Genomic DNA, 23,734 nt, shown 5'->3' with positions numbered 1-23,734 from the left:
GTGCCGAAGCGCACTGACATCAAGTCCGTCCTGGTCATCGGCTCCGGCCCGATCGTCATCGGCCAGGCGGCCGAGTTCGACTACTCCGGCACCCAGGCCTGCCGGGTGCTGCGGGCCGAGGGCCTGCGGGTCGTGCTGGTGAACTCCAACCCGGCCACGATCATGACCGACCCGGAGATCGCCGACGCCACCTACGTCGAGCCGATCACCCCCGACTTCGTCGAGCGGATCATCGCCAAGGAGCGCCCCGACGTGCTCCTGCCCACGCTGGGCGGGCAGACCGCGCTGAACACCGCCATCTCGCTGCACGAGAACGGCACGCTGGCCAAGTACGACGTCGAGCTGATCGGCGCCAATGTCGAGGCGATCCACAAGGGCGAGGACCGCCAGCTCTTCAAGGGCGTGGTGGAGGCCGTCAACGCCAAGATCGGCCACGGCGAGTCGGCCCGCTCGGTGATCTGCCACTCGATGGAGGACGTGCTGGCGGGCGTCGAGACGCTCGGCGGCTACCCCGTCGTGGTCCGCCCCTCCTTCACCATGGGCGGCGCCGGTTCCGGCTTCGCGCACGACGAGGAGGACCTGCGCCGGATCGCCGGCCAGGGCCTGGCGCTGTCGCCGACCACCGAGGTGCTCCTGGAGGAGTCCATCCTCGGCTGGAAGGAGTACGAGCTCGAGCTGATGCGCGACCGCAACGACAACGTCGTGGTGGTCTGCTCGATCGAGAACTTCGACCCGATGGGCGTGCACACCGGCGACTCGATCACGGTCGCGCCGGCCATGACGCTCACCGACCGCGAGTACCAGACGCTGCGTGACATCGGCATCGCGATCATCCGCGAGGTCGGCGTCGACACCGGTGGCTGCAACATCCAGTTCGCGATCAACCCGGTCGACGGCCGCATCATCGTGATCGAGATGAACCCCCGGGTCTCCCGCTCCTCGGCGCTGGCCTCCAAGGCGACCGGCTTCCCGATCGCCAAGATCGCCGCCAAGCTCGCCGTCGGCTACACGCTGGACGAGATCCCCAACGACATCACCGAGGAGACCCCGGCCTCCTTCGAGCCGTCCCTCGACTACGTGGTGGTCAAGGTCCCGCGCTTCGCCTTCGAGAAGTTCCCGAGCGCGGACGCCACGCTGACCACCACCATGAAGTCGGTCGGCGAGGCGATGGCGCTGGGCCGCAACTTCCCCGAGGCGCTCAACAAGGCGCTGCGCTCGCTGGAGAAGAAGGGCTCGCAGTTCACCTGGGTCGGCGAGGTGGGCGACAAGGCGGAGCTGCTGACCAAGGCGCAGGTGCCCACCGACGGCCGGATCAACACCGTGATGCAGGCGATCCGGGCCGGCGCCACCCAGGAGGAGGTCTTCGAGGCGACCCGGATCGACCCGTGGTTCGTCGACCAGCTCTTCCTGCTCAACGAGATCGCCGTCGAGCTGGCCGAGAGCGACAAGCTCGACGCCGAGCTGCTGCGCCATGCCAAGCGGCACGGCTTCTCCGACCAGCAGGTCGGTGAGATCCGCGGCCTGAAGCCGGACGTGGTCCGCGAGGTGCGGCACGCGCTCGGCATCCGTCCGGTCTTCAAGACGGTCGACACCTGCGCCGCCGAGTTCGCCGCCAGGACCCCGTACTTCTACTCCTCCTACGACGAGGAGAGCGAGGTCGCCCCGCGCACCAAGCCCGCGGTGATCATCCTGGGCTCGGGCCCGAACCGGATCGGTCAGGGCATCGAGTTCGACTACTCCTGCGTGCACGCCTCCTTCGCGCTCGCGGACGCCGGCTACGAGACCGTCATGGTCAACTGCAACCCGGAGACCGTCTCCACCGACTACGACACCTCCGACCGGCTCTACTTCGAGCCGCTCACCCTGGAGGACGTGCTGGAGATCGTCCACGCCGAGCAGCAGGCCGGTCCGCTGGCGGGTGTGATCGTGCAGCTCGGCGGCCAGACCCCGCTGGGCCTGGCGCAGGCGCTGAAGGACAACGGCGTGCCGATCGTGGGCACCCAGCCCGAGGCGATCGACCTGGCCGAGGAGCGCGGCGCCTTCGGCCGGGTGCTGCGGGACGCCGGCCTGCCGGCGCCCAAGCACGGCACCGCCTTCTCCTTCGAGGAGGCCAAGGCCATCGCCGACGAGATCGGCTACCCGGTGCTGGCCCGCCCCTCCTACGTGCTCGGCGGGCGCGGCATGGAGATCGTCTACGACGAGCCCTCGCTCGCCTCCTACCTGGAGCGGCACGCCGGTCTGATCTCCGAGCACCCGGTGCTGATCGACCGCTTCCTCGACGACGCGGTGGAGATCGACGTCGACGCGCTCTACGACGGCACCGAGCTCTACCTCGGCGGCGTGATGGAGCACATCGAGGAGGCCGGCATCCACTCCGGCGACTCGGCCTGCGCGCTGCCGCCGATCACGCTGGGCGGCCACGACATCAAGCGGCTGCGCACCTCCACCGAGGCGATCGCCAAGGGCGTCGGGGTGCGCGGTCTGATCAACATCCAGTTCGCGCTCTCCGGGGACATCCTCTACGTGCTGGAGGCCAACCCGCGCGCCTCGCGGACCGTGCCGTTCACCTCCAAGGCGACCGCCGTGCCGCTGGCCAAGGCGGCGGCCCGGATCTCGCTCGGCGCCACCATCGCCGAGCTGCGCGCCGAGGGCCTGCTGCCGGCCGAGGGCGACGGCGGCACGCTGCCGGCCGACTGCCCGATCTCGGTCAAGGAGGCCGTGATGCCGTGGAGCCGCTTCCGCGACATCCACGGCCGCGGCGTGGACACCGTGCTCGGCCCGGAGATGCGTTCGACCGGTGAGGTCATGGGCATCGACAAGGTCTTCGGCACCGCGTACGCCAAGGCCCAGGCCGGTGCGTACGGCGCGCTGCCGACCAAGGGCAAGGTCTTCGTCTCGGTGGCCAACCGCGACAAGCGCAACCTGGTCTTCCCGGCCCGGGCGCTGGTCGAGCTGGGCTTCGAGGTGCTCGCCACCGCCGGCACCGCCGAGGTGCTGCAGCGCGGCGGGATCCCCTCCACCCTGGTGCGCAAGCACAGCGAGGGCGAGGGCCCGAACGGCGAGCGGACCATCGTGCAGCTGATCCACGACGGCGAGGTCGACCTGATCATCAACACCCCGTACGGCACCGGCGGCCGACTGGACGGCTACGAGATCCGCACCGCGGCCGTCTCCCGCGGGGTGCCCTGCCTGACCACCGTGCAGGCGATGGGCGCGGCCGTGCAGGGCATCGACGCCCTGACCCGTGGCGACGTCGGGGTGATGTCGCTGCAGGAGCACGCGGCGATGATCAACTCCGCCCGCCAGTAGGACGATCCTGTGTGGGGGGCACCGTGCCTCGGTGCCCCCCACAGCCATGCGAGGAGCCCCCTGTGTACAAGCTGCTGTTCAATCTGGTCTTCCGGAAGATGGACCCCGAGAAGGCCCACCACCTGGCGTTCTTCTGGATCCGGCTGGCCGCCTCGGTGCCGGGCCTGCGGCAGCTGGTCGCCCTGGTGCTGGCCCCGCGCGACAAGGCGCTGCGCACCACCGCGCTCGGCCTGGACCTGCCGGGCCCGTTCGGCCTGGGCGCCGGGTTCGACAAGAACGCGGTGGGCATCGACGGCCTGGCGATGCTCGGCTTCGACTACGTGGAGATCGGCACGGTCACCGGTGAGCCGCAGCCCGGCAACCCGGCGCCGCGGCTGTTCCGCCTGGTGGACGACCGTGCGCTGATCAACCGGATGGGCTTCAACAACCAGGGCTCGGCCCGGATCGCGGCCCGCCTGGCGCAGCGCCAGCGCGGCTCGCTCTCGCCGGTGGTCGGCGTCAACATCGGCAAGACCAAGGTGGTCGAGGAGGCCGACGCGGTGGCCGACTACGTCAAGAGCACCGAGCGCCTGGCCAAGTACGCGGACTACCTGGTGGTCAACGTCTCCTCGCCGAACACCCCGGGGCTGCGCAACCTGCAGGCCGTCTCGCACCTGGGCCCGCTGCTGAGCGCCGTGCGCGAGGCCGCCGACCGGTCCACCCCGCACCACGTGCCGCTGCTGGTGAAGATCGCGCCCGACCTGGCCGACGAGGACGTGGACGCGGTCGCCGACCTGGCGCTCGAGCTGGGCCTGGACGGCATCATCGCCACCAACACCACGATCGGCCGCGAGGGGCTGCGCGAGCCGGCCGCCCGGATCGAGGAGATCGGGATGGGCGGGCTCTCCGGGGCGCCGCTGAAGGAGCGCTCGCTGGAGGTGCTGCGGCGGCTGCGCAAGCGGACCGACGGGCGGCTCACGCTGGTCTCGGTCGGCGGGATCGAGACTGCCGAGGACGCCTGGCAGCGGATCATCGCCGGGGCCGACCTGGTGCAGGGCTACAGCGCCTTCATCTACGAGGGGCCGTTCTGGATGCGCCGGGTGCACAAGGGCCTGAGCCTGCGGTTGCGCCGCGCGGGCTTCGGGAGCCTGGCGGAGGCCGTGGGTTCGGCGGCCTGATCCGGCAGCCCGGCTCGGCAGCCCCGACCGACAGTGTGATCATCTGACGGTATGTCATAAATCGGGGGGATGTGACAGCCGACAGCCTGGTTTGGGAGAGTTCCGGGAGCCAGCCAACCCAGAAGCAGCCAGAGCGGTCGAAAGGGGCCTGTCCATGGCCAACCCCCTGCAGCTGCGGGCCGAGGTGCTCGCCAACCATCCCGAAGGGGCGTACCACCGCCTGGTGCTGCACGCCCCAGGGGTGCCGCAACGGGTGCGGCCCGGCCACTTCGCCACCCTGGCGGTGGGCGGGCCCGGCTCGGCCCTGGTGCTGCGCCGGCCCTTCGCGATCCACCGGGCCGACCCGCAGGCCGGCACGATCGAGCTGGTGATCGCCCCGAAGGCGGCCGGCAGCCGGGAGCTGGCCGGCGCCCGGGTGGGCGAGCGGCTCGACCTGATCGCCCCGCTCGGCACGCCGTTCCCGCTGCCCGAGCAGCCCGTCAGCGCCCTGCTGGTGGCCGGCGGCTACGGCAGCGCACCGCTGTTCGCACTGGGCGCCGAGATCCGGCGGCGCGGCGGGCGGATCGGCTTCGTCCTCGGCGCGGCCGGCACCGGGGGGCTCTACGGCGTCGACCAGGCCCGCGCACTCACCCAGGACGTCCTGCTGCTCACCGAGGACGGCTCGACGGGGCTGGCCGGGCGGGTCACCGACCCGCTGGCCGAGGCGATCCGGGCGATCGGGGCCACCGTGGTCTACGCCTGCGGCCCGATGGCGATGCTGCGGGCCGTCAGCGAGATCGCCGTCGCCCACGAGGTGCGGGTGCACACCGCGGTCGAGGAGGCGATGGCCTGCGGGACGGGCATCTGCATGACCTGCGTGCTGCCGGTGGTCGGCGAGGACGGGCGCAGCCGGTTCGTCCGCTCCTGCACCGAGGGACCGGTCTTCGACGGGGCCCGGGTGCGCTGGGCGGACATCGGCAGCGTCCCCGACGACCTGGAGGGCGCCGCCGCGATGGGAGGAGGGCTGCGATGACGGCACGGTTCACGGCTACCGAGGTCGACCCCGAGGACGTCGACCTCAGCGCACCACTGGGCAGCCGCACGCTGCCCAACCCGCTCAGCACCGCCTCCGGTTGCGCCGGGTACGGGCGGGAGCTGGCCCGGTTCGTCCCGCTGGACGCGCTGGGCACCGTGACCACCAAGACGATCATGCCCTACCCGCGCTCCGGGCAGGCCACCCCGCGGCTGGCCGAGACGCCCTCCGGCATGCTCAACGCGATCGGCCTGCAGGGCGCGGGGATCGAGCACTTCGTGCGCCACGAGCTGCCCTGGCTGGCCGAGCGCGGCGCCCGGGTGCTGGTGTCGATCGCGGGGGAGCGGCTGGAGGAGTTCACCGAGACCGCCGAGCGCCTGAACGGGCAGCCCGGGGTGGTCGGCCTCGAACTCAACATCTCCTGCCCCAACGTGGCCGACCGCGGGCTGGTCTTCGCCCGCAACCCCGCCACCTCGTACGACGTGGTGCGCGCGGTGCGGAAAATCACCGACGCCGAGCTGCCGGTCTATGCCAAGCTCTCGCCCGACGTCACCTCGATCACCGAGATCGCGGCGGCCTGTGTGCAGGCCGGGGCCGACGGCCTGTCGATGATCAACACCTCGCTCGGCCTGGCCGTCGACCTGGACACGCTGCGCCCCGCGCTGGCCGGCGGCACCGGCGGCCTCTCCGGGCCCGCGCTGCGGCCGATCGCCGTGCGCTGCGTCTACCAGGTGCACGCCGCGATGCTGGCCGGCCGGATCCCGCAGGTGCCGATCCTGGGCATGGGCGGGATCCGCAGCGGGCGCGACGCACTCGAGTTCACCCTGGCCGGCGCCAGCGGGGTGGCCGTGGGGACCGCGCTCTTCCAGGATCCGGCCGCTCCCCAGCGCATCCTCGCCGAGCTGCGCGCCGAACTGGCGACGCGCGGCTTCGCCAAGTACACCGACGCGGTGGGCTACGCCCACCGCCCCTCCTCGCCCGCGGGCCCGCCCCGCCGGCCCTCTTCCACCGAAAGGCCCTCATGACCCTCGCTCCCTTCGGCGCCCGGCTGCGCCACGCCATGGACGACCGCGGCCAGCTCTGCGTGGGCATCGACCCGCACGCCGCCCTGCTCTCCGCCTGGGGACTGGGCGACGACCTGGCGGGCCTGACGACCTTCAGCCGCACCGTGGTCGAGGCGCTCGCCGACCGGGTGGCCGTGCTCAAGCCGCAGGCCGCCTTCTTCGAGCGGTTCGGCAGTAAGGGCGTCGCCGTCCTGGAGCGGACCGTGGCCGAGGCCCGGGCGGCCGGCGCGCTGGTGGTGATGGACGCCAAGCGCGGCGACATCGGCTCCACCATGGCCGCCTACGCCGAGGCCTTCCTGCTGCCCGACAGCCCGCTGTTCTCCGACGCCCTCACCGTCAGCCCCTACCTCGGCTTCGGCTCGCTGCGCCCGGCGCTCGACCTGGCCCGCGAGCACGGCTGCGGCATCTTCGCGCTCGCGCTGACCTCCAACCCCGAGGGCTTCGAGGTGCAGCGCGCGATGGCGCCGAACAACGTCAGCGTCGCCCAGCAGGTGCTGCGGCACCTGGCCGCGGAGAACGCCGGCGCCGAGCCGCTCGGCTCCTTCGGTGCGGTGGTCGGCGCCACGCTGGCCGACGCGGGAGTGGAACTGGCCATCAACGGGCCGCTGCTGGCTCCCGGGATCGGCGCCCAGGGCGCGACGATGGCCGACCTGCCGCGGGTCTTCGGTGCGTCCGTAGCCGACGTAGTGCCGAGCGTGAGTCGCGACGTACTCAAGCACGGACCGTCCGTGACGGCCCTGCGGGAGGCCGCGCAGCGCTTCGTCGACGATGTGAGGGCTGTCACACTCGCTTGACGAGGAGGGCCCAAACCGGGCCGTTTTCTCCCGAAAAGTCCTGGCCTACCTGTGCTGACCAGGACTTTTCGGCTTCTTTTCCTGACGTGGGCGCGCAATGCGGGTAGTGTCCGGCGGTAGGTGCCCTCGGTGGTGCGATTCTCGTTGCTCTCGCAGGTCAGAGTGGCTAGGTTCCACTGCGGTCGTAGTCCGAACGGGCTGTGGCAGGCGCCTGGTTCGACCAATGTCCTAGCACTTCATTTCCTTCCAGACCCTGAGGTGAACGGCGTGGCTCTTCCGCCCCTTACCCCTGAACAGCGCTCCGCCGCGCTGGCCAAGGCCGCCGAGGCTCGCAAGGAGCGCGCTGAGGTGAAGAACCGGCTCAAGCACTCGGGAGCCTCCCTGCACGAGGTCATCAAGTCCGGCAAAGAGGACAACGATGTCATCGGCAAGATGAAGGTCTCCGCACTGCTGGAGAGCCTTCCGGGCGTCGGCAAGGTCCGCGCCAAGCAGATCATGGAGCGTCTCGGCATCAGTGAGAGCCGCCGGGTCCGTGGTCTTGGTACGAACCAGATCTCCGCGCTGGAGCGGGAGTTCGGCGCCACGTCGTCCTGACGCGCGCCGGTTCGGCACCGGGTGGTCCCGGGTCCGTCCAGGATCCGGGATAATCGGTGCATGAGTGAACGTCCGCGGCTGACCGTGCTCTCCGGCCCTTCGGGGGTCGGCAAGAGCACGGTCGTCGCTCATATGAGGCAACAGCACCCCGAGGTCTGGCTCTCGGTGTCGGCGACCACCCGGCACCCGCGGCCCGGCGAGAAGGACGGGGTCCATTACCACTTCGTCGACAGCGACGAGTTCGACAAGATGGTCGCGAACGGCGAACTGCTGGAGTGGGCCGTCTTCGCCGGCAACAAGTACGGCACCCCGCGTGCGGCCGTCGAGGCCAAGCTGGAGCGCGGCGAGCCGGTGCTGCTGGAGATCGACCTGCAGGGCGCCCGCCAGGTGCGCGAGTCGATGCCGGAGGCACAGCTGGTCTTCCTGGCTCCGCCGAGCTGGGAGGAGCTGGTCCGCCGGCTCACCGGTCGGGGCACCGAGCCCCAGGCGGTGATCGACGAGCGGCTGGCCGCCGCCAAGGTCGAACTGGCCGCCGAGCCGGAGTTCGACACCACGCTGGTGAACACCTCGGTCGAGCAGGTGGCGACCGAGCTGCTAGCCTTGCTCGGTGTAGACTGATCCGATCTTCTCTGCTAGCGGTTCACAGTGATCCGTGACCGGGGAATCGACATCAGGCGTTCTGTTTTTTCCACCCTTTCGGAAGGTTTTCGCGTGTCCTCTTCCATGACCGCGCCCGAGGGCATCATCAACCCGCCGATCGACGAGCTGCTTGAGGCCACGGACTCCAAGTACAGCCTGGTGATCTACGCGGCCAAGCGTGCCCGTCAGATCAACGCCTACTACTCGCAGCTCGGCGAGGGTCTGCTGGAGTACGTCGGCCCGCTGGTCGACACCCACGTGCACGAGAAGCCGCTGTCGATCGCGCTGCGCGAGATCAACGCGGGCATGCTCACCGCGGAGGCCGTCGACGCCGCCTGATGCGACGTGTGGAAGGGCCCGCCGGATTCGTCCGGCGGGCCCTTCTGTGTGCGCTGATCGCAGACCCCCGGCGGATCCTGTGAAGCGGACCCCCGGCGGACCCTACTAAGGTGAACGCGCATCTTTTGAGCGAATGGAGTCCCATGAGCCAGCCCCGGGTGGTCCTCGGTGTGAGCGGTGGCATCGCCGCCTACAAGGCGTGCGAGCTGCTGCGGCGTTTCAGCGAGTCCGGTCACCAGGTCACCGTGGTGCCCACCGCGGCGGCGCTGCACTTCGTGGGCGAGGCGACCTGGGCGGCGCTGTCCGGGCGGCCCGCCGCCACCGAGACCTGGGACCGGGTGCACGAGGTCCCGCACGTGCGGATCGGGCAGCAGGCCGACCTGGTCGTGGTGGCGCCGGCCACCGCCGACCTGCTGGCCAAGGCCGCCCACGGGCTGGCCGACGACCTGCTCACCAACACCCTGCTGACGGCGCGCTGCCCGGTGGTCTTCGCCCCGGCGATGCACACCGAGATGTGGGAGCACCCGGCCACCCAGGAGAACGTGGCCACCCTGCGGCGGCGCGGTGCGATCGTGCTGGACCCGGCGGTGGGCCGGCTGACCGGGGCGGACACCGGCAAGGGCCGGCTGCCCGACCCGGACGCGATCTTCGCCGCCTGCCGCCGGGTGCTGGCCCGCGGTGCGGCGGCGCCCGACCTGGCGGGCCGTCATGTGGTGGTCTCGGCCGGCGGCACCCGCGAGCCGCTGGACCCGGTGCGCTACCTGGGCAACCGCTCCTCCGGGAAGCAGGGCTACGCGCTGGCCACCACCGCCGCGGCGCGCGGTGCCCGGGTGACGCTGCTGTCCGCCAACGTCGGGCTGCCGGACCCGGCCGGGGTCGATGTGGTCAAGGTCACCACCGCGCTGGAGCTGCGCGAGGCGGCGGTGAAGGCGGCGGCCGAGGCCGACGTGGTGGTGATGGCCGCGGCCGTGGCCGACTTCCGGCCGGCCGAGTACGCGGCGGCGAAGATCAAGAAGCGGGACGGCGTGGAGCCCGCGCCCGTCGCCCTTGTCCGCAATCCGGACATCCTGGCGGAACTGTCCGGCCACCGGGCCCGCCCGGGTCAGTTGGTGGTGGGCTTCGCCGCGGAGACCGACCAGGTGCTCGCCAACGGCCGGGCCAAGCTCGCCCGCAAGGGCTGCGACCTGCTGGTGGTGAACGAGGTCGGCGAGGCCAAGGGCTTCGGGACCGACACCAACGAGGCCGTGGTGCTGGCTGCCGACGGCTCCGAACACCCGGTCGCACCAGGGCCGAAGGAGGATCTGGCCGACGCGGTCTGGGATCTGGTCGCGGCCCGGCTGGACGGCGCCGGGCAGTCCTGAGCGGGGCCGGCCCGGCCGACGTGATCTGGCGCACGTGTTCGACCGCGGAGACGGTTGGTCCGCTGGTCGGGCGGGCTGTGGGCCGATGGTTGGTCTGCCCACCACGTGAGACGCAGCGTCCGTGAATCGGCGAAAGGAGTGTCGAAGGTCGATAGCCGACCGTTACACTCCAGGAATCAAGTCTTTCCGGATGCCCTTCGATCGGGGGCATTCAGTCAGCAGCCGCTGCAACCCCAGGGAGCGCTGTGTCTCGCCGCCTGTTCACCTCGGAGTCCGTGACCGAGGGACACCCCGACAAGATCGCTGACCAGATCAGCGACACCATTCTCGACGCCCTGCTCAAGGACGACCCGACCTCCCGGGTCGCCGTCGAGACGCTGATCACCACCGGCCAGGTGCACGTGGCCGGCGAGGTCACCACCAAGGCGTACGCGCCGATCGCGCAGCTGGTGCGCGAGAAGATCCTGGAGATCGGGTACGACAGCTCGAAGAAGGGCTTCGACGGCGCCTCCTGCGGCGTCTCGGTCTCGATCGGCTCGCAGTCCCCGGACATCGCGCAGGGCGTCGACACCGCCCACGAGCACCGGGTCGACGGCGAGGACGACGAGCTGGACCGGCAGGGCGCCGGCGACCAGGGCCTGATGTTCGGGTACGCGTGCGACGACACCCCTGAGCTGATGCCGCTCCCGATCACCCTGGCGCACCGCCTGTCGCGCCGGCTGACCGAGGTGCGCAAGAACGGGACCATCCCCTACCTGCGCCCCGACGGCAAGACCCAGGTCACCATCGAGTACGACGGCGACAAGGCCGTGCGGGTCGACACCGTGGTGGTCTCCACCCAGCACGCCAGTGACATCGACCTGGACTCGCTGCTCGCGCCCGACATCCGCGAGTTCGTGGTCGAGCCGGTGCTGGCGGGTGTGGACATCGACACCTCGAACTACCGCCTGCTGGTCAACCCGACCGGTCGCTTCGAGATCGGCGGCCCGATGGGCGACGCCGGTCTGACCGGCCGCAAGATCATCATCGACACCTACGGCGGCATGGCCCGCCACGGTGGCGGTGCCTTCTCCGGCAAGGACCCGTCCAAGGTCGACCGCTCGGCCGCCTACGCGATGCGCTGGGTCGCCAAGAACATCGTCGCCGCGGGCCTGGCCCGCCGCGCCGAGGTGCAGGTCGCGTACGCGATCGGCAAGGCCGAGCCGGTGGGCCTGTTCGTGGAGACCTTCGGCACCGAGACCGCCCCGGTCCTGAAGATCCAGGAAGCCGTCACCCGGGTCTTCGACCTGCGTCCGGCCGCCATCATCCGCGACCTGGACCTGCTGCGGCCCATCTACTCCCAGACCGCCGCCTACGGCCACTTCGGCCGCGAGCTGCCGGACTTCACCTGGGAGCGCACCGACCGCGCCGAGCAGCTGAAGGCGGCTGTCGGGGCCTGATCCCCAGCACCGCGCGGGGCCAGCGGGCCCTTCGCGTCGACCGCGGCGGCGGCGTCCATCCCCAGGGTGGGCGCCGCCGCCGCGGTCTGTCCGTGTCACGTGGTACCACTGGACCCGGGTGATCCACGGTGGCGGCACGGGAAAGGGGGCCGGCGAGCCCATGAGCAGCGACGACACGCCCCCGGGCGGGCCGCCGGAGCAGCTGGCGCTGATCCGTGAGACGGTGCGCCGGGCCAAGCCGCGCACCTGGCACGGCGCGCACCTGGCCGAGGAGCTGCCGGTGGCCCGGGTGGTGGTCGACAAGGGCCTGCTCCACCTCGACCAGTTCTTCGACTACGCGGTGCCGGTCGCGATGGCCGAAGCCGCCCAGCCGGGCGTGCGGGTCCGGGTCCGGTTCGGCGCCCGGGTCAGCGCCGCGGGCCGCCGCGAGGGCGGCGAGCTGCACGACGGTTTCATCGTGGCCCGGCTGGCGAGCAGCGACTACCGCGGCCCGCTCGCCCCGCTGGCCCAAGTGCTCTCCGCCGAGCGGGTGCTGACCCCGGCCCTGCTGAAGCTCAGCCGCACCATCGCCGACCGCTACGCCGGCACCCTGGCCGACGTGCTGCAGCTGGCCGTGCCGCCGCGGCACGCCAAGGCCGAGGCGCAGCCCTCGCCGGCCCCGCTGCCGGCGCCCGCCGCGCCGGCCGCCGGCAGCTGGCAGCGCTATCCGCAGGGGCCCGAGTTCCTGAGCGCGCTGACCGCCGGGCACACCCCGCGCGCGGTCTGGACGGCGCTGCCCGGACCGAGCTGGCCGCAGGAGATCGCGCTGGCGGTGGCCGCCACGCTGGCCGGCGGGCGCGGCGCCCTGGTGGTGCTGCCCGACGGGCGGGCGGTGGCCCGGGTGGATGCGGCGCTCACCGAGCTGCTCGGCGGCTCCGGGCACCACGCGGTGCTCACCGCCGACCTCGGCCCCAAGGACCGCTACCGCAACTGGCTCGCCGTCAGCAGGGGTTCGGTGCGCGCGGTGCTCGGCACCCGGGCCACGGTCTTCGCGCCCGTGCACGACCTGGGCCTGCTGGTGGTCTGGTCGGACGGCGACAGCAGCCACAGCGACCCGCGGGCACCCCATCCGCACGTGCGCGAGGTCGCGCTGCTGCGCGCTGCCGAGGAGGGGGCCGCCGTGCTGGTCGGAGGGCTCGCGATGACAGTGGAGAGTGCACAGCTGCTGCGCACGGGCTGGGCCCGTCCGCTGGCCGCCGACCGCGCGGTGGTGCGCGAGGTCGCGCCGCGGGTGCGCACCGTCGGCGAGGCCGACCAGGCCAGGGACGCCGCCGCGCAGGTCGCCCGGCTGCCCTCGGTGGCCTGGCAGGCGGCGCGCGAGGCGCTGCGCAGCGGCCCGGTGCTCGTCCAGGTGCCGCGCCGCGGCTACGTGCCGCGGCTGGCCTGTGGGCGCTGCCGCACCCCGGCCCGCTGCACGCACTGCGCCGGGCCGTTGGAGGCCGTCGGCGCCGGGGAGGCGCTGCAGTGCGCCTGGTGCGGGGTCGCCGCGCTGGACTGGCACTGCGAGGAGTGCGGCTCGTTCCGGCTGCGCGCGCAGGTGGTGGGCGCCCGGCGGACGGCCGAGGAGCTGGGCAAGGCCTTCCCGGGGATCCCGGTGCGGACCTCGGGCCGGGACGCGGTGCTGGCCGGGGTGTCGGCCGAGCCGGCGCTGGTGATCTCCACGCCCGGGGCCGAGCCGGTGGCCGAGGGCGGTGGGTACGCCGCCGCGCTGCTGCTGGACGGGTGGGCCCTGCTCAGCCGGCCCGACCTGCGCTCCGGGGAGGAGACGCTGCGGCTGTGGCTGGCGGCGGCCGCGCTGGTGCGGCCGGCCACCGAGGGCGGCCAGGTGGTCGTGGTGGCCGAGCCCACCGCGCGGCCGGTGCAGGCGCTGGTGCGCTGGGACCCGGCCGGGCACGCGGACCTGGAGCTGGCGGAGCGGGCGCAGCTGGGCTTCCCGCCGGTCTCCCGGATGGCCTCGGTCACCGGGACGCCCGCCGCGGTGGCCGATCTGCTCGGGCTCACCCGGCTGCCCGAGGGGGCGGACCTGCTCGGCCCGGTGCCGCTGCCGCCGCTGCGCGGTCAGGAGCAGGAGCGTGCCCTGCTGCGGGTGCGCCCGGGGCAGGGCGGGGCACTGACCGCGGCGCTGAAGGCGGCGCAGATCGCGCGGGTCGCGTTGCGGGGGGCGGAGCCGGTGAAGGTGCGGATCGATCCGACCGACATCGGGTGAGGTCGGGCTCGCTGCCCGGAGCAGGGCCGACCCTGGGTGCAGGAAGTCGGGGAGGCCGACTTCCTGCGCACTGGGGCTCGGGCGTGCGGCGGGATGCGGTGACGGGGCGTCAGACGGTGCCGCTCAGAGGGCGTCGCGCGGAAGGTCAGCCGCGCAGCGGGATGCCGGGCCGGTCGAGACCGCCCTGGCGCGCCGCCGGGACGGAGCGGGCGAGCGGGACGCCGGCCGGGGCCGGGGTCTGGGCCGGCGGGGCGGGCGTCTCCTCCGCGCGCAGGTCGTCGCGCGGTGCGGCCGGAGCCGGCAGCGTGGCACCCAGCGCCGCCGGGCCACCGGGCACGCCGCCGGCCGCCGCCGCGCCCAGCAGCTCGGTCGCCGAGCGGCGCATCCCGTACCTGCGGTGCACCGCCTGCTTGGTCACCCCGAGGGCGGAGCCCACCGAGTCCCAGGAGAAGCCGAGCGCCCGGTCGAACTCCACCGCCGCCGCCACCAGGGTCTCCACGCTCTCGCGCAGCTCCTGGGCCAGCCGTACGGTCGGCGCGGGCGCCCGCCCGTACACCACGAAACCGCCCGAGCTGCTGGGGCGCCGGGGCCGGTAGACATTGCCCAACTGGGCGGTGAGGGTACGCAGGGCGTCGACCTGGCGGCGGACCCGCTCGATGTCGCGCACCAGCAGGTGCAGGCTCGCCCGTGCCCGGGTGTCGTGGTTGATCTGCTCGGCCATCGTGCTCAGGCCACCTTCCGTGCAAATGATGGGGCCTCGCGCCGGCCCGGTGAAACTCACGGTCAATCTCTTTTGACCAACGCCGAAGCGGGGTCCGGGGTCACGCGTGAGTGCGCTCCGGGATCCGGGAGGCGGGATTCGGGATCCCGGCCGCGCCGCATAGACTGACGTGCTGCCCGTATGAACGCCTGCCCGAGACCGCCGACCGAGAAGGAGCCCGCCGCCGTGGCGATCCAGCCGATCCGGATCTTCGGTGACCCGGTCCTGCGCGCCAAGGCGCAGCCGGTGACCACCTTCGACAAGGAACTGCGCACCCTCGTCAAGGACCTGACCGAGACCATGCTGGACGCGCCGGGCGCGGGCCTGGCCGCGCCGCAACTCGGCATCTCGCTGCGGGTGTTCACCTACCACGTGGACGGCGTGACCGGTCATCTGATCAACCCCGACCTGTCGTTGACGGAGGAGGAGCAGGACGGCCCCGAGGGCTGCCTGTCGCTGCCCGGACTGCGGTTCGACACCAAGCGCGCGTTCGGCGTGGTGGCCCGCGGGTTCAACGAGTACGGCGACCCGGTGACCGTCGAGGGCACCCAGTTGCTGGCCCGCTGCATCCAGCACGAGACGGACCACCTGGACGGGATCATCTTCATCGACCGGCTGGACCGGGAGACCCGCAAGGCGGCGATGCGGGCGATCCGCGAGGCCGAGTGGGGCGACGGTCCGGCCCCCGAGCTGCGGATATCGCCGCACAGCACGTTCGGGCCGATCCGCTGACCGCCGTTCGCCGCTCCTGACCCTCCCGTTCGCCGCTTCTGACGCTCTCGTCAACTCGACTGATCCGAAGGACTACTGCCTTGCGTCTCGTCTTCGCCGGAACCCCCGAGGTCGCCGTCCCCGCGCTGGAGGCGCTGCTCGCCTCGGAGCGGCACGAGGTGGTCGCGGTGGTCACCCGTCCCGACGCCCCCGCCGGGCGCGGACGCAAGCTGGTGGCGAGCCCCGTCGGCCAGCGGGCGGCGGAGGCCGGCATCGAGGTGCTCAAGCCGGCCAAGCCGAGCGAGCCCGAGTTCCTGGCACGGCTGGCCGAGCTGGCCCCGGACTGCTGCCCCGTGGTCGCCTACGGCGCGCTGCTGCGCGAGGCGGCCCTGGAGATCCCCGCGCAGGGCTGGGTCAACCTGCACTTCTCGCTGCTGCCGGCCTGGCGCGGGGCCGCCCCCGTGCAGCACGCGGTGCTGGCCGGTGACGAGGTGACCGGTGCCTCGACCTTCCGGATCGAGCGCGGCCTGGACTCCGGCCCGGTCTTCGGCGTGATCACCGAGGAGATCCGTCCCACCGACACCAGCGGCGAGCTGCTCGACCGGCTGGCCCGGGCCGGCGCCGGCCTGCTCACCGCCACCATGGACGGCATCGAGGACGGCAGCCTGGTCGCCGTCCCGCAGCCGGCCGACGGGATCACCCTGGCGCCGAAGATCAACGTCGAGGACGCCCGGATCGAGTGGCGCCACCCCGCACTGGCGATCGACCGCCTGGTGCGCGGCTGTGCGCCCGCGCCCGGTGCGTGGACCACCTTCCGCGGCGAGCGGCTCAAGCTCTCCGGGCCGGTGAAGCTGCTGCCCGGTGGCGCGGAGCTGGCCGCCGGCGAACTCGCGGTGAGCAAGAACGCGGTGCGGGTCGGCACCGGCAGCCACGAGGTCGAGCTGGGCGAGGTCCAGCCGCAGGGCAAGAAGCCGATGCGGGCGGCGGACTGGGCGCGCGGGGTGCGGATCGAGAGCGGCGAGCTGCTCGGCGGCTGAGGTGTGACCGGCCGCCGGTCCGCGCGCTCCGGCGTTACTGTTTCTGATATCCCCGTAGCACTTTTGAGGTCCCCATGAGCACCCCCGCGTCGAACCCCGCGTCGAAGTCCGTCAAGCGCGCCCCCCGCCCGCACCGCCGTCCCAAGAAGGACCCGGCGCGCAGCGTCGCCTTCCGCGCCCTGCGCGCCGTCGACGAGCGGGACGCCTACGCCAACCTGATCCTGCCCTCGCTGCTGCGCGAGGCCGAGCAGAAGGGCATGGACCGGCGCGACGCCGCCCTCGCCACCGAGCTCGTCTACGGCACGCTGCGCCTGCAGGGCACCTACGACGCGATCATCGCCGCCTGCATCGACCGGCCGCTGCGCGAGGTGGACCCGCCGGTCCTGGACGTGCTCTCGCTCGGCGCGCACCAGCTGCTGGCCACCCGGATCCCCAGCCACGCCGCCGTCTCGGCCACCGTGGAGCTCGCCCGGGCGGAGATCGGCGACGGGCGGGCCAAGTTCGTCAACGCCGTGCTGCGCCGGATCAGCGCGCAGGACCTGGAGGCGTGGATCGCCCAGGTCGCCCCGCCGTACGAGGATGACGCCGAGGACCACCTGGCCGTGGTCCACTCCCACCCGCGCTGGGTGGTCTCCGCGCTCTGGGACTCGCTGGGCCGCTGGCAGCCCGGTGCCGCCGGGCGGGTCGCGGTGGAGGAGCTGCTGCGCGCCGACAACGACCGCCCCGAGGTCACCCTGGTGGCCCGCCCCGGGCGGATCGCCACCGAGCAGCTCGCGGCCGAGCTGCCGGACAGCTCGCCCGGGCGCTGGTCGCCGTACGCGGTGCGGCTGGCCGAGGGCGGCGACCCCGGCTCGCTACCGGCGATCCAGCAGAACCAGGCCGGTGTGCAGGACGAGGGCAGCCAGCTGGTCGCCCTCGCGCTGGCCGCGGCTCCGCTGGAGGGTCCCGACCGGCTCTGGCTGGACGGCTGCGCGGGGCCGGGCGGCAAGGCCGCGCTGCTCGGTGCGCTGGCCGCCGGGCGCGGCGCCGCGCTGGTCGCCTCGGAGCGGCAGCCGCACCGGGCCCGGCTGGTCGCCCGCGCGCTGGACGGCAACCCCGGTCCGTACACCGTGATCACCGCCGACGGGACCAGGCCCGCCTGGCGGCCCGGCAGCTTCGACCGGGTGCTGGTCGACGTGCCGTGCTCCGGTCTGGGCGCGCTGCGCCGGCGCCCCGAGGCGCGCTGGCGCCGGCGGCCCGAGGACGTGGCCGGCTTCGGCCCGCTCCAGCGCGACCTGCTGCGCTCGGCGCTCGACGCGGTCCGGGTCGGCGGCGTGGTCGGCTACGCGACCTGCTCGCCGCACCTGGCGGAGACCCGGGCCGTGGTGGACGACGTGCTGCGCGGGCGCGCGGACGTCGAGTGGGTGGACGCCCGACCACTGCTGCCCGGCGTGCCCGCGCTGGGGGAGGGGCCGGACGTCCAGCTCTGGCCGCACCTGCACGGGACGGACGCGATGTACCTGGCGCTGCTGCGGCGCGCTGCGTGAGGGGCTGAGGGCTTGGGGGTTCGGGGCCCGGTGTTGCTGAGCTGACGTCAGGTGCGGGTTCCGAAAGTGCTGGACAGCGGGCCGGTCGCGGCAGAGAGTGGGATCATGGAGTACACCCACCTCGGCCGGACCGGCCTCCGCGTCTCCCGTCTCTGCCTGGGCACCATGAACTTCGGCCCGCACACCGAAGAGCCCGACGCCCACCAGATCATGGACGTCGCGCACGACCAGGGCATCAACTTCTTCGACACCGCCAACGTCTACGGATGGGCCGAGAACCGCGGCCGCACCGAGCAGATCATCGGCAACTGGTTCGCCCAGGGCGGCGGGCGCCGCGAGCGCACGGTGATCGCCACCAAGCTCTACGGCGACATGGGGACCTGGCCCAACGAGGGCAAGCTCTCCGCGCTCAACATCCGCCGCGCCGTCGACGCCAGCCTGAAGCGGCTGCAGACCGACTACATCGACCTGTACCAGATGCACCACGTCGACCGGAGCACTCCGTGGGAGGAGATCTGGCAGGCGATGGAGGTGCTGGTCGCCCAGGGCAAGATCGTCTACGTCGGGTCCAGCAACTTCGCCGGCTGGCACATCGCCCGCGCCCAGGAGACGGCCAAGGCGCGCGGCTTCCTCGGCCTGACCAGCGAGCAGTCCCTCTACAACCTGCTGGAGCGGTCGGTGGAGTTGGAGGTGTTGCCCGCTGCCGAGGCGTACGGCCTCGGGGTCATCCCCTGGTCGCCGCTGCACGGCGGACTGCTCGGCGGCGTGCTGCGCAAGGACCGTGAAGGGGTGCGGCGGTTGAGCGGCCGGGCGGCCGACACGGTGGCCGACAAGCGCGAGCAGCTCCAGGCGTACGAGGACTTCGCGGCCGAACTGGGCCACGAGCCCGGCGACATCGCGCTCGCCTGGCTGCTCACCCGCCCGGCCGTGACCGCGCCGATCGTCGGGCCGCGCACCCTGGAGCAACTGCACGCGGCGGTGCGGGCGGTGGACCTGACGCTCGATCAGAAGTCGCTGGACCGGCTGGACGAGATCTTCCCCGGGTACCGGACGGCGCCGGAGGCGTACGCCTGGTAGTCCTGGTGGGGTGCGTCCCGGTCAGGAGAGCGCGTGGGCGATCAACTCGTCCGAGAGCGACCGGAGTCGGGTGCGCGCATCGGGGTCGTAGGCCTGCTGGTCGGCGGTGGCGGGCTGAAGCCCGTTGAAGTACCGGCCGGTGCGCGCCCCCGCGGATCCGGTGACCAGCTGGAGGGTCGCCTCGACCCCCTGGGCGACCGTGCTCAAGGGGGTCACCGCGGCCTCCTGGACCATGGTGGTGGCCATGAAGCTGGCCGGGTGCAGGGCGTTCACCGTGACCGGAACGTCCGCCTCGGCCAGCCGTTCGGCCAGGTCGAAGGTGGCGATGATCTGGGCGAGCTTGCTGCGCCGGTAGGCCACCACGCCGTCGTAGTGCGAGGTGAGCTGCGGGTCGGCGAAGTCGATCGGGTGCTGCCCGGCGGAGGCCACGTTCACGATCCGTGCCGCCTTCCCGGGGGCCGCCGCCTCGGTGAGCCGGGGCAGCAGTCGCCCGGTCAGCCGGTAGCCGGCCAAGTAGTTGACGGCGAGGCGCAGTTCGATGCCGTCGGCGGACTCCTGGCGGCCCGAGTCCGGGGTGCCGAAGCCGATCCCCGCGTTGTTGACCAGGACGTCGAGCCGGTCGAAGTCGGCCAGTACGGTGTCCGCGAGCCGGTCCACCTGGCGCAGGTCGCCCAGGTCGGCGAGGCGGACCTCCGCCTCGCCGCCGGCCGCGCGCACCTGCCGCTGCACCTCGGCGGCCCGCTCGGCGGACCGGCCGTGCAGCACCAGCAGGGTGCCGGGGCCGGCCAGCCGCAGGGCGAGTTCGCGGCCCAGGCCGTCGGTGGCGCCGGTGATCAGGATGGTGGTGGGGGTGTGTGGCATGGTGTCAGCTCCGGCGGGGTGTTGGGGTGTTGGGGTGTTGGTGTGGTGGGGGGCTGGGGTGTTGGGGCTTGGGGGCTTGGGGGAGTGCGGTGTCCAGGATTCTCGGGAGGGACGGATGATGGCAAACGCATATGAGGACCCGCAGCTGGCGGCGTCGTACGAGCGTGGCAACGAGCTGCCCGCGCGGTCGCTGCGGGCCTGGGCGGAGCTGATCGCCGGCTACGCGCCGACCGGGCCGGGCGCTCCCGCGGTATCGGATGCTCCCGCTGTGCCGGGGGCTCGCGCGGTGCCGGGGGCGCCGGCTGTAGGGGCCCAGCCCGCTCCCGCGGTGCTGGAGGTGGGCGCCGGAACGGGCATGTTCTGTGCCGCGCTGGCCCGCGCACTCCCCGCCGCCATCGTGACCGGCGTGGAGCCGTCGCAGCCGATGCGGGAGCAGGCCGCCGCGCACAACGCCCACCCCCGGGTGCGGTACCTGGACGGCTCCGCCGAGCGGCTGCCCGTCCCGACGGCCGGCTTCGGACTGGCGCTGCTCTCCCGCGTCGTCCACCACCTGCCCGACCGCCCCGCCGCCGCGCGCGAGCTCGCCCGGGTGCTGCGCCCCGGCGGGCGCCTGGTGATCCGCACCACCGTGCGCGAGCGGCTCGACGCGCCCGTCTACCGGTACTGGCCGCAGCTGTTGGCCAGTGACGCGCTGCGGTTCCCGACCGAGGGCGAGCTGCTCGCCGACTTCGGGGCGGCCGGCTTCGCCGTGCACCAGGTGCGCTCCTACGCGCAGCCGGTCGCCGCCGACCTGCGGAGCTGGCGGGAGCAGGTGGCCGGGCGGGCGCAGTCGAAGTTCCTCGCGCTGAGCGGGGAGCAGTTCGCGGCGGGGCTGGCCCGGCTGGACGAGGAGCTGCGGGAGGAGCTGGGAGAGGAGCTGGGCGTGGAGCTGGCGGGCGGGGATGCTGCTGACGGGGATGCCCCCGGCGGGGTGCGGTCGGCGGCGGCTGTTCAGGAGCGGTACGACGTGATCGTGCTGGAGCGCACCCCGGGCGGGGCCTGAACCTGGTGCGCAGGGGATGATAGGGGCAGGCGACCGCGTGGGTGGCCGGTCCGACGAGTGGTGAAGGTTTTCGGAAATGGCGCAGATCAACCCCAGCATCCTGTCCGCGGACTTCGCCCGCCTGGCCCAGGAGGCCGAGGCGGTGCGCGGAGCCGACTGGCTGCACGTCGACGTGATGGACAACCACTTCGTGCCCAACCTGACGCTGGGCATTCCGGTGGTGGAGTCGCTCGCCCGCGCCACGGACACCCCGCTGGACTGCCACCTGATGATCGAGCAGCCCGACCGCTGGGCCCCGCAGTACGTGGAGGCCGGTGCCGGTTCGGTGACCTTCCACGTGGAGGCCGCCGCCGCACCGGTCCGCCTCGCCCGCGAGATCCGGGCCAAGGGCGCCCGCGCCTCGATGGCGCTCAAGCCCGCGACGCCGATCGAGCCGTACGAGGACCTGCTGCCCGAGCTGGACATGCTGCTGATCATGACCGTCGAGCCCGGCTTCGGCGGCCAGTCCTTCCTGGACATCATGCTGCCCAAGATCCGCCGCACCCGTGAGCTGATCAGCAAGCACGGCCTGGAGCTTTGGCTCCAGGTGGACGGCGGGGTCGCGCCCGCCACCATCGAGCGCTGCGCCGAGGCCGGCGCGGACGTGTTCGTGGCCGGCTCCGCCGTGTACGGCGCCGCCGACCCCGCCGAGGCGGTGCGCTCGCTGCGCGCGCAGGCGGAGGCGGCCACGGCCGGCGCCGGGTGGGCCTGCCGGCACTGAGGCCGGTGCCGGCGCGCATCACTGGACTGTTCTTCACACTGGACTGTTCTCAACAAGGGGGAGTACGTGTCCCAAGCGGGCCCGTATGTGGTTGGCGACGCGCCTGGCGTCGGGGGCTGGGCCGGGGCTGATGCTTCGGCCTTCGTCGGCGCTTCGGCCGAGGTCGCGGCCGAGGTCATGGGCGACGTCGCGGCCGAGGTCATGGCCGGGGTCGGGCGGCGGATGCTGGCCTGGTTGGTCGACTTCGCGCTGGTCCTGGCGACCGCCACGCTGGTCGTGATCGTGACGATGCACCGGATCGGGCTGCTGCTCACCAATGTGCCGAGCCTGGCCGGCGAGAGCGCCTGGCAGCTCGTCAAGTCGCACGGTCACCTGGTCGGTGCGGCCGAGGGCCTGGGCCGCTCGCTCTGGCACTCGGCACTGTCCGACGTCCAGCAGGGCCTCGGCGCGCTGGTGCTGCTGACCTTCGCCTACCAGTTCGGCGCGCTCGCGCTGTCCGGCCGGACCCTGGGCAAGGCCCTGCTCCGGCTGCGGGTCGGCGACTGGCGCGAACCGGGCGTCCTCGGACGGCGTCGGGCCGCGGTCCGGGCCGCCGTCACCACGGTCGCCGACATCGGCTGCTTCGCGCTGGCCTGCTCGCTGCTCGTCGGCGGATCGTTCCTGCTCGCCGCCCTCTGCTGGGCGCTGGCCGTCGCGCTGCTCTGGGCCAACGCCGTCCCCGCCCTGCTGGGCGTGCGGCGCTCGCTCGCCGACCGGCTGGCGGGCACCGGGGTCCGCGGCGCCCGGCGGGTGACTCCGGCGGTGGGCGATCGCCGCTGAGCGCCCGTCAGACCGTTACGGTGGGGCGATGAGCAACCTTGATCTCAAGCCCGTTGCGACCCGCTGCGGCGGCGATGCCAGCACCGGCCCGGTCCGTGAGCTGCTGACCGGACGGGCCGTACAGCTCGGCGAGAGCACCGAGGTGCGCCGACTGCTGCCCGCCATGGGGCGGCGGATGGTCGGCGCCTGGTGCTTCGTGGACCACTACGGCCCCGACGACATCGCCGACGAGCCCGGCATGCAGGTCCCGCCGCACCCGCACATGGGCCTGCAGACGGTCAGCTGGCTGCACGAGGGCGAGGTGCTGCACCGCGACAGCCTGGGCAGCCTGCAGACCGTCCGGCCGCGCGAGCTGGGCCTGATGACCTCGGGCCGGGCCATCTCGCACTCCGAGGAATCCCCGCGCTCGCACGCGCGGTTCCTGCACGGCGCACAGCTCTGGGTCGCCCTGCCCGACGCCCACCGCCACACCGCCCCCACCTTCGAACACCACGCCCACCTCCCCGAGATCACCGCCGCCGGCCTGCACGGCACCGTCATCCTCGGCTCGGTCGACGGCGCCACCTCGCCCGGCACCACCTACACCCCCCTGCTCGGCGTCGACCTCACCCTCACCGAGCGCACCGCCACCCGCCTCCCCCTGGAACCCGCCTTCGAGTACGCGGCACTCGCCATAAGCGGCAGCGTCGACGTGGACGGCGTCCTCGTGGAGCCGGGTTCGATCCTCTACCTCGGCTGCGGCCGCCGCGAACTCCCCCTGCTGGCCCGCACCGACGCCTCGCTGCTGCTCCTGGGCGGCGAGCCGTTCGAGGAGGAGATCGTCATGTGGTGGAACTTCATCGGCCGGACCGACGAGGACATCAGGCAGGCGCGCGAGGAGTGGATGACCGGGTCGAGGTTCGGTGAGCTGCACGGCTACGACGGACAGCGGCTGGCCGCTCCCGAGGTGCCGCAAGTGCCCCTGAAGCCACGGGGGAGGGCGCGCTGATTCGTTGCGCTGACAGGGGCGGCTGGAGTCGGGCCGCCGGTGTGCGTGTTGCCCGCCATCGCGAGCGAGGACAAACGCGGATGCCTTGCCCGGCTCAATGAACGCTGGGGAACCCAGAGCTCGGGTCCCGCCGCGCGTATGACCATCGCTGCAGGCCACGATGTCGCCGCGAGCGATAGCGTGCCCTGGTCTCACGAAGT

At 72.9% G+C, this 23,734-nt stretch carries 21 protein-coding genes; 19 read left to right on the top strand and 2 right to left on the bottom strand.

Annotation, left to right across the window (positions count from 1 at the left end; translation table 11 throughout):
• From carB to OG294_RS07685, 11 genes are all read left to right on the top strand, one after another.
• Positions 1 to 3,309 (top strand): carbamoyl-phosphate synthase large subunit, encoded by a 3,309-nt coding sequence (gene carB / locus OG294_RS07735; protein WP_327065679.1) that lies wholly within the window; start codon positions 1 to 3, stop codon positions 3,307 to 3,309.
• A 62-nt stretch (positions 3,310 to 3,371) separates the two neighbouring features.
• Positions 3,372 to 4,466, top strand: coding sequence for a quinone-dependent dihydroorotate dehydrogenase (locus OG294_RS07730; protein ID WP_327065678.1), 1,095 nt, complete (start codon positions 3,372 to 3,374; stop codon positions 4,464 to 4,466).
• A gap of 154 nt (positions 4,467 to 4,620) precedes the next feature.
• Entirely contained in the window at positions 4,621 to 5,478 is an 858-nt protein-coding gene (locus tag OG294_RS07725; protein WP_327065677.1) for a dihydroorotate dehydrogenase electron transfer subunit, read from the top strand.
• The gene (locus OG294_RS07720) at positions 5,475 to 6,503 is read left to right on the top strand and encodes a dihydroorotate dehydrogenase (RefSeq protein WP_327065676.1); all 1,029 of its coding nucleotides are present in this window, start codon (positions 5,475 to 5,477) and stop codon (positions 6,501 to 6,503) included. Before OG294_RS07725 ends, OG294_RS07720 begins: the two co-directional genes overlap by 4 nt.
• Positions 6,500 to 7,336, top strand: coding sequence for an orotidine-5'-phosphate decarboxylase (gene pyrF / locus OG294_RS07715; protein WP_327065675.1), 837 nt, complete (start codon positions 6,500 to 6,502; stop codon positions 7,334 to 7,336). Before OG294_RS07720 ends, pyrF begins: the two co-directional genes overlap by 4 nt.
• 267 nt (positions 7,337 to 7,603) lie before the next feature.
• Positions 7,604 to 7,930, top strand: coding sequence for an integration host factor, actinobacterial type (gene mihF, locus OG294_RS07710; RefSeq protein WP_327065674.1), 327 nt, complete (start codon positions 7,604 to 7,606; stop codon positions 7,928 to 7,930).
• 60 nt (positions 7,931 to 7,990) lie between these two features.
• Positions 7,991 to 8,548, top strand: coding sequence for a guanylate kinase (gmk, locus tag OG294_RS07705; protein ID WP_327065673.1), 558 nt, complete (start codon positions 7,991 to 7,993; stop codon positions 8,546 to 8,548).
• A gap of 93 nt (positions 8,549 to 8,641) precedes the next feature.
• Positions 8,642 to 8,908, top strand: coding sequence for a DNA-directed RNA polymerase subunit omega (rpoZ, locus tag OG294_RS07700; protein WP_035840778.1), 267 nt, complete (start codon positions 8,642 to 8,644; stop codon positions 8,906 to 8,908).
• A gap of 143 nt (positions 8,909 to 9,051) precedes the next feature.
• Complete coding sequence (gene coaBC, locus OG294_RS07695) at positions 9,052 to 10,269, top strand: bifunctional phosphopantothenoylcysteine decarboxylase/phosphopantothenate--cysteine ligase CoaBC (RefSeq protein WP_327065672.1); 1,218 nt, start codon at positions 9,052 to 9,054, stop codon at positions 10,267 to 10,269.
• A 245-nt stretch (positions 10,270 to 10,514) separates the two neighbouring features.
• Positions 10,515 to 11,708, top strand: a complete 1,194-nt coding sequence (metK, locus tag OG294_RS07690) for a methionine adenosyltransferase (RefSeq protein ID WP_327065671.1) — start codon at positions 10,515 to 10,517, stop codon at positions 11,706 to 11,708.
• 160 nt (positions 11,709 to 11,868) lie between these two features.
• Entirely contained in the window at positions 11,869 to 13,953 is a 2,085-nt protein-coding gene (locus tag OG294_RS07685; protein WP_327065670.1) for a primosomal protein N', read from the top strand.
• A gap of 145 nt (positions 13,954 to 14,098) precedes the next feature.
• Here OG294_RS07685 and OG294_RS07680 read toward each other — a convergent pair whose 3' ends face one another.
• Entirely contained in the window at positions 14,099 to 14,674 is a 576-nt protein-coding gene (locus OG294_RS07680; protein ID WP_327065669.1) for a hypothetical protein, read from the bottom strand.
• 225 nt (positions 14,675 to 14,899) lie between these two features.
• Between OG294_RS07680 and def the strand changes: the two genes are divergently transcribed.
• From def to OG294_RS07660, 4 genes are all read left to right on the top strand, one after another.
• Entirely contained in the window at positions 14,900 to 15,445 is a 546-nt protein-coding gene (def, locus tag OG294_RS07675) for a peptide deformylase (RefSeq protein WP_327065668.1), read from the top strand.
• An 80-nt stretch (positions 15,446 to 15,525) separates the two neighbouring features.
• Entirely contained in the window at positions 15,526 to 16,461 is a 936-nt protein-coding gene (fmt, locus tag OG294_RS07670; protein WP_327065667.1) for a methionyl-tRNA formyltransferase, read from the top strand.
• A gap of 74 nt (positions 16,462 to 16,535) precedes the next feature.
• Positions 16,536 to 17,987: an RsmB/NOP family class I SAM-dependent RNA methyltransferase gene (locus tag OG294_RS07665; RefSeq protein ID WP_327065666.1), complete on the top strand. Its 1,452-nt coding sequence runs from the start codon at positions 16,536 to 16,538 to the stop codon at positions 17,985 to 17,987.
• 105 nt (positions 17,988 to 18,092) lie between these two features.
• Complete coding sequence (locus tag OG294_RS07660) at positions 18,093 to 19,064, top strand: aldo/keto reductase (RefSeq protein ID WP_327065665.1); 972 nt, start codon at positions 18,093 to 18,095, stop codon at positions 19,062 to 19,064.
• Positions 19,065 to 19,085: 21 nt separating this feature from the next.
• On the opposite strand, the gene OG294_RS07655 is transcribed toward OG294_RS07660, so the two are convergent.
• The gene (locus tag OG294_RS07655) at positions 19,086 to 19,925 is read right to left on the bottom strand and encodes an SDR family NAD(P)-dependent oxidoreductase (RefSeq protein ID WP_327065664.1); all 840 of its coding nucleotides are present in this window, start codon (positions 19,923 to 19,925) and stop codon (positions 19,086 to 19,088) included.
• A 118-nt stretch (positions 19,926 to 20,043) separates the two neighbouring features.
• Here OG294_RS07655 and OG294_RS07650 point away from each other — a divergent pair, with 118 nt between their 5' ends.
• The 4 genes from OG294_RS07650 to OG294_RS07635 all read left to right on the top strand — a co-directional run bounded on the left by OG294_RS07650 (position 20,044) and on the right by OG294_RS07635 (position 23,534).
• Positions 20,044 to 20,967 (top strand): class I SAM-dependent methyltransferase, encoded by a 924-nt coding sequence (locus OG294_RS07650; protein WP_327065663.1) that lies wholly within the window; start codon positions 20,044 to 20,046, stop codon positions 20,965 to 20,967.
• Between the two features lie 76 nt (positions 20,968 to 21,043).
• Positions 21,044 to 21,727: a ribulose-phosphate 3-epimerase gene (gene rpe, locus OG294_RS07645; protein ID WP_327065662.1), complete on the top strand. Its 684-nt coding sequence runs from the start codon at positions 21,044 to 21,046 to the stop codon at positions 21,725 to 21,727.
• 66 nt (positions 21,728 to 21,793) lie between these two features.
• On the top strand, positions 21,794 to 22,546 hold the full coding sequence (locus OG294_RS07640) for an RDD family protein (protein WP_327065661.1): 753 nt from the start codon (positions 21,794 to 21,796) through the stop codon (positions 22,544 to 22,546).
• A 28-nt stretch (positions 22,547 to 22,574) separates the two neighbouring features.
• Complete coding sequence (locus OG294_RS07635) at positions 22,575 to 23,534, top strand: pirin family protein (RefSeq protein WP_327065660.1); 960 nt, start codon at positions 22,575 to 22,577, stop codon at positions 23,532 to 23,534.
• Positions 23,535 to 23,734 lie beyond the last annotated feature (200 nt).

It is taken from the genome of Kitasatospora sp. NBC_01302 (assembly GCF_035976515.1).
Lineage (GTDB): Bacteria > Actinomycetota > Actinomycetes > Streptomycetales > Streptomycetaceae > Kitasatospora.
The sequence above is the reverse complement of the archived record's forward strand: the minus strand, read 5'-3'. Positions and strand labels throughout refer to the sequence as shown.

What these genes read in the sequence shown, in the direction of transcription:
- OG294_RS07725 (WP_327065677.1), top strand. Translation starts at nt 4,621, where the DNA reads ATGGCCAACCCCCTGCAGCTGCGGGCCGAGGTGCTCGCCAACCATCCC.
- OG294_RS07720 (WP_327065676.1), top strand. Translation starts at nt 5,475, where the DNA reads ATGACGGCACGGTTCACGGCTACCGAGGTCGACCCCGAGGACGTCGAC.
- pyrF (WP_327065675.1), top strand. Translation starts at nt 6,500, where the DNA reads ATGACCCTCGCTCCCTTCGGCGCCCGGCTGCGCCACGCCATGGACGAC.
- gmk (WP_327065673.1), top strand. Translation starts at nt 7,991, where the DNA reads ATGAGTGAACGTCCGCGGCTGACCGTGCTCTCCGGCCCTTCGGGGGTC.
- coaBC (WP_327065672.1), top strand. Translation starts at nt 9,052, where the DNA reads ATGAGCCAGCCCCGGGTGGTCCTCGGTGTGAGCGGTGGCATCGCCGCC.
- OG294_RS07685 (WP_327065670.1), top strand. Translation starts at nt 11,869, where the DNA reads ATGAGCAGCGACGACACGCCCCCGGGCGGGCCGCCGGAGCAGCTGGCG.
- OG294_RS07680 (WP_327065669.1), bottom strand. Translation starts at nt 14,674, where the DNA reads ATGGCCGAGCAGATCAACCACGACACCCGGGCACGGGCGAGCCTGCAC.
- OG294_RS07665 (WP_327065666.1), top strand. Translation starts at nt 16,536, where the DNA reads ATGAGCACCCCCGCGTCGAACCCCGCGTCGAAGTCCGTCAAGCGCGCC.
- OG294_RS07660 (WP_327065665.1), top strand. Translation starts at nt 18,093, where the DNA reads ATGGAGTACACCCACCTCGGCCGGACCGGCCTCCGCGTCTCCCGTCTC.
- OG294_RS07655 (WP_327065664.1), bottom strand. Translation starts at nt 19,925, where the DNA reads ATGCCACACACCCCCACCACCATCCTGATCACCGGCGCCACCGACGGC.
- OG294_RS07650 (WP_327065663.1), top strand. Translation starts at nt 20,044, where the DNA reads ATGGCAAACGCATATGAGGACCCGCAGCTGGCGGCGTCGTACGAGCGT.
- rpe (WP_327065662.1), top strand. Translation starts at nt 21,044, where the DNA reads ATGGCGCAGATCAACCCCAGCATCCTGTCCGCGGACTTCGCCCGCCTG.
- OG294_RS07635 (WP_327065660.1), top strand. Translation starts at nt 22,575, where the DNA reads ATGAGCAACCTTGATCTCAAGCCCGTTGCGACCCGCTGCGGCGGCGAT.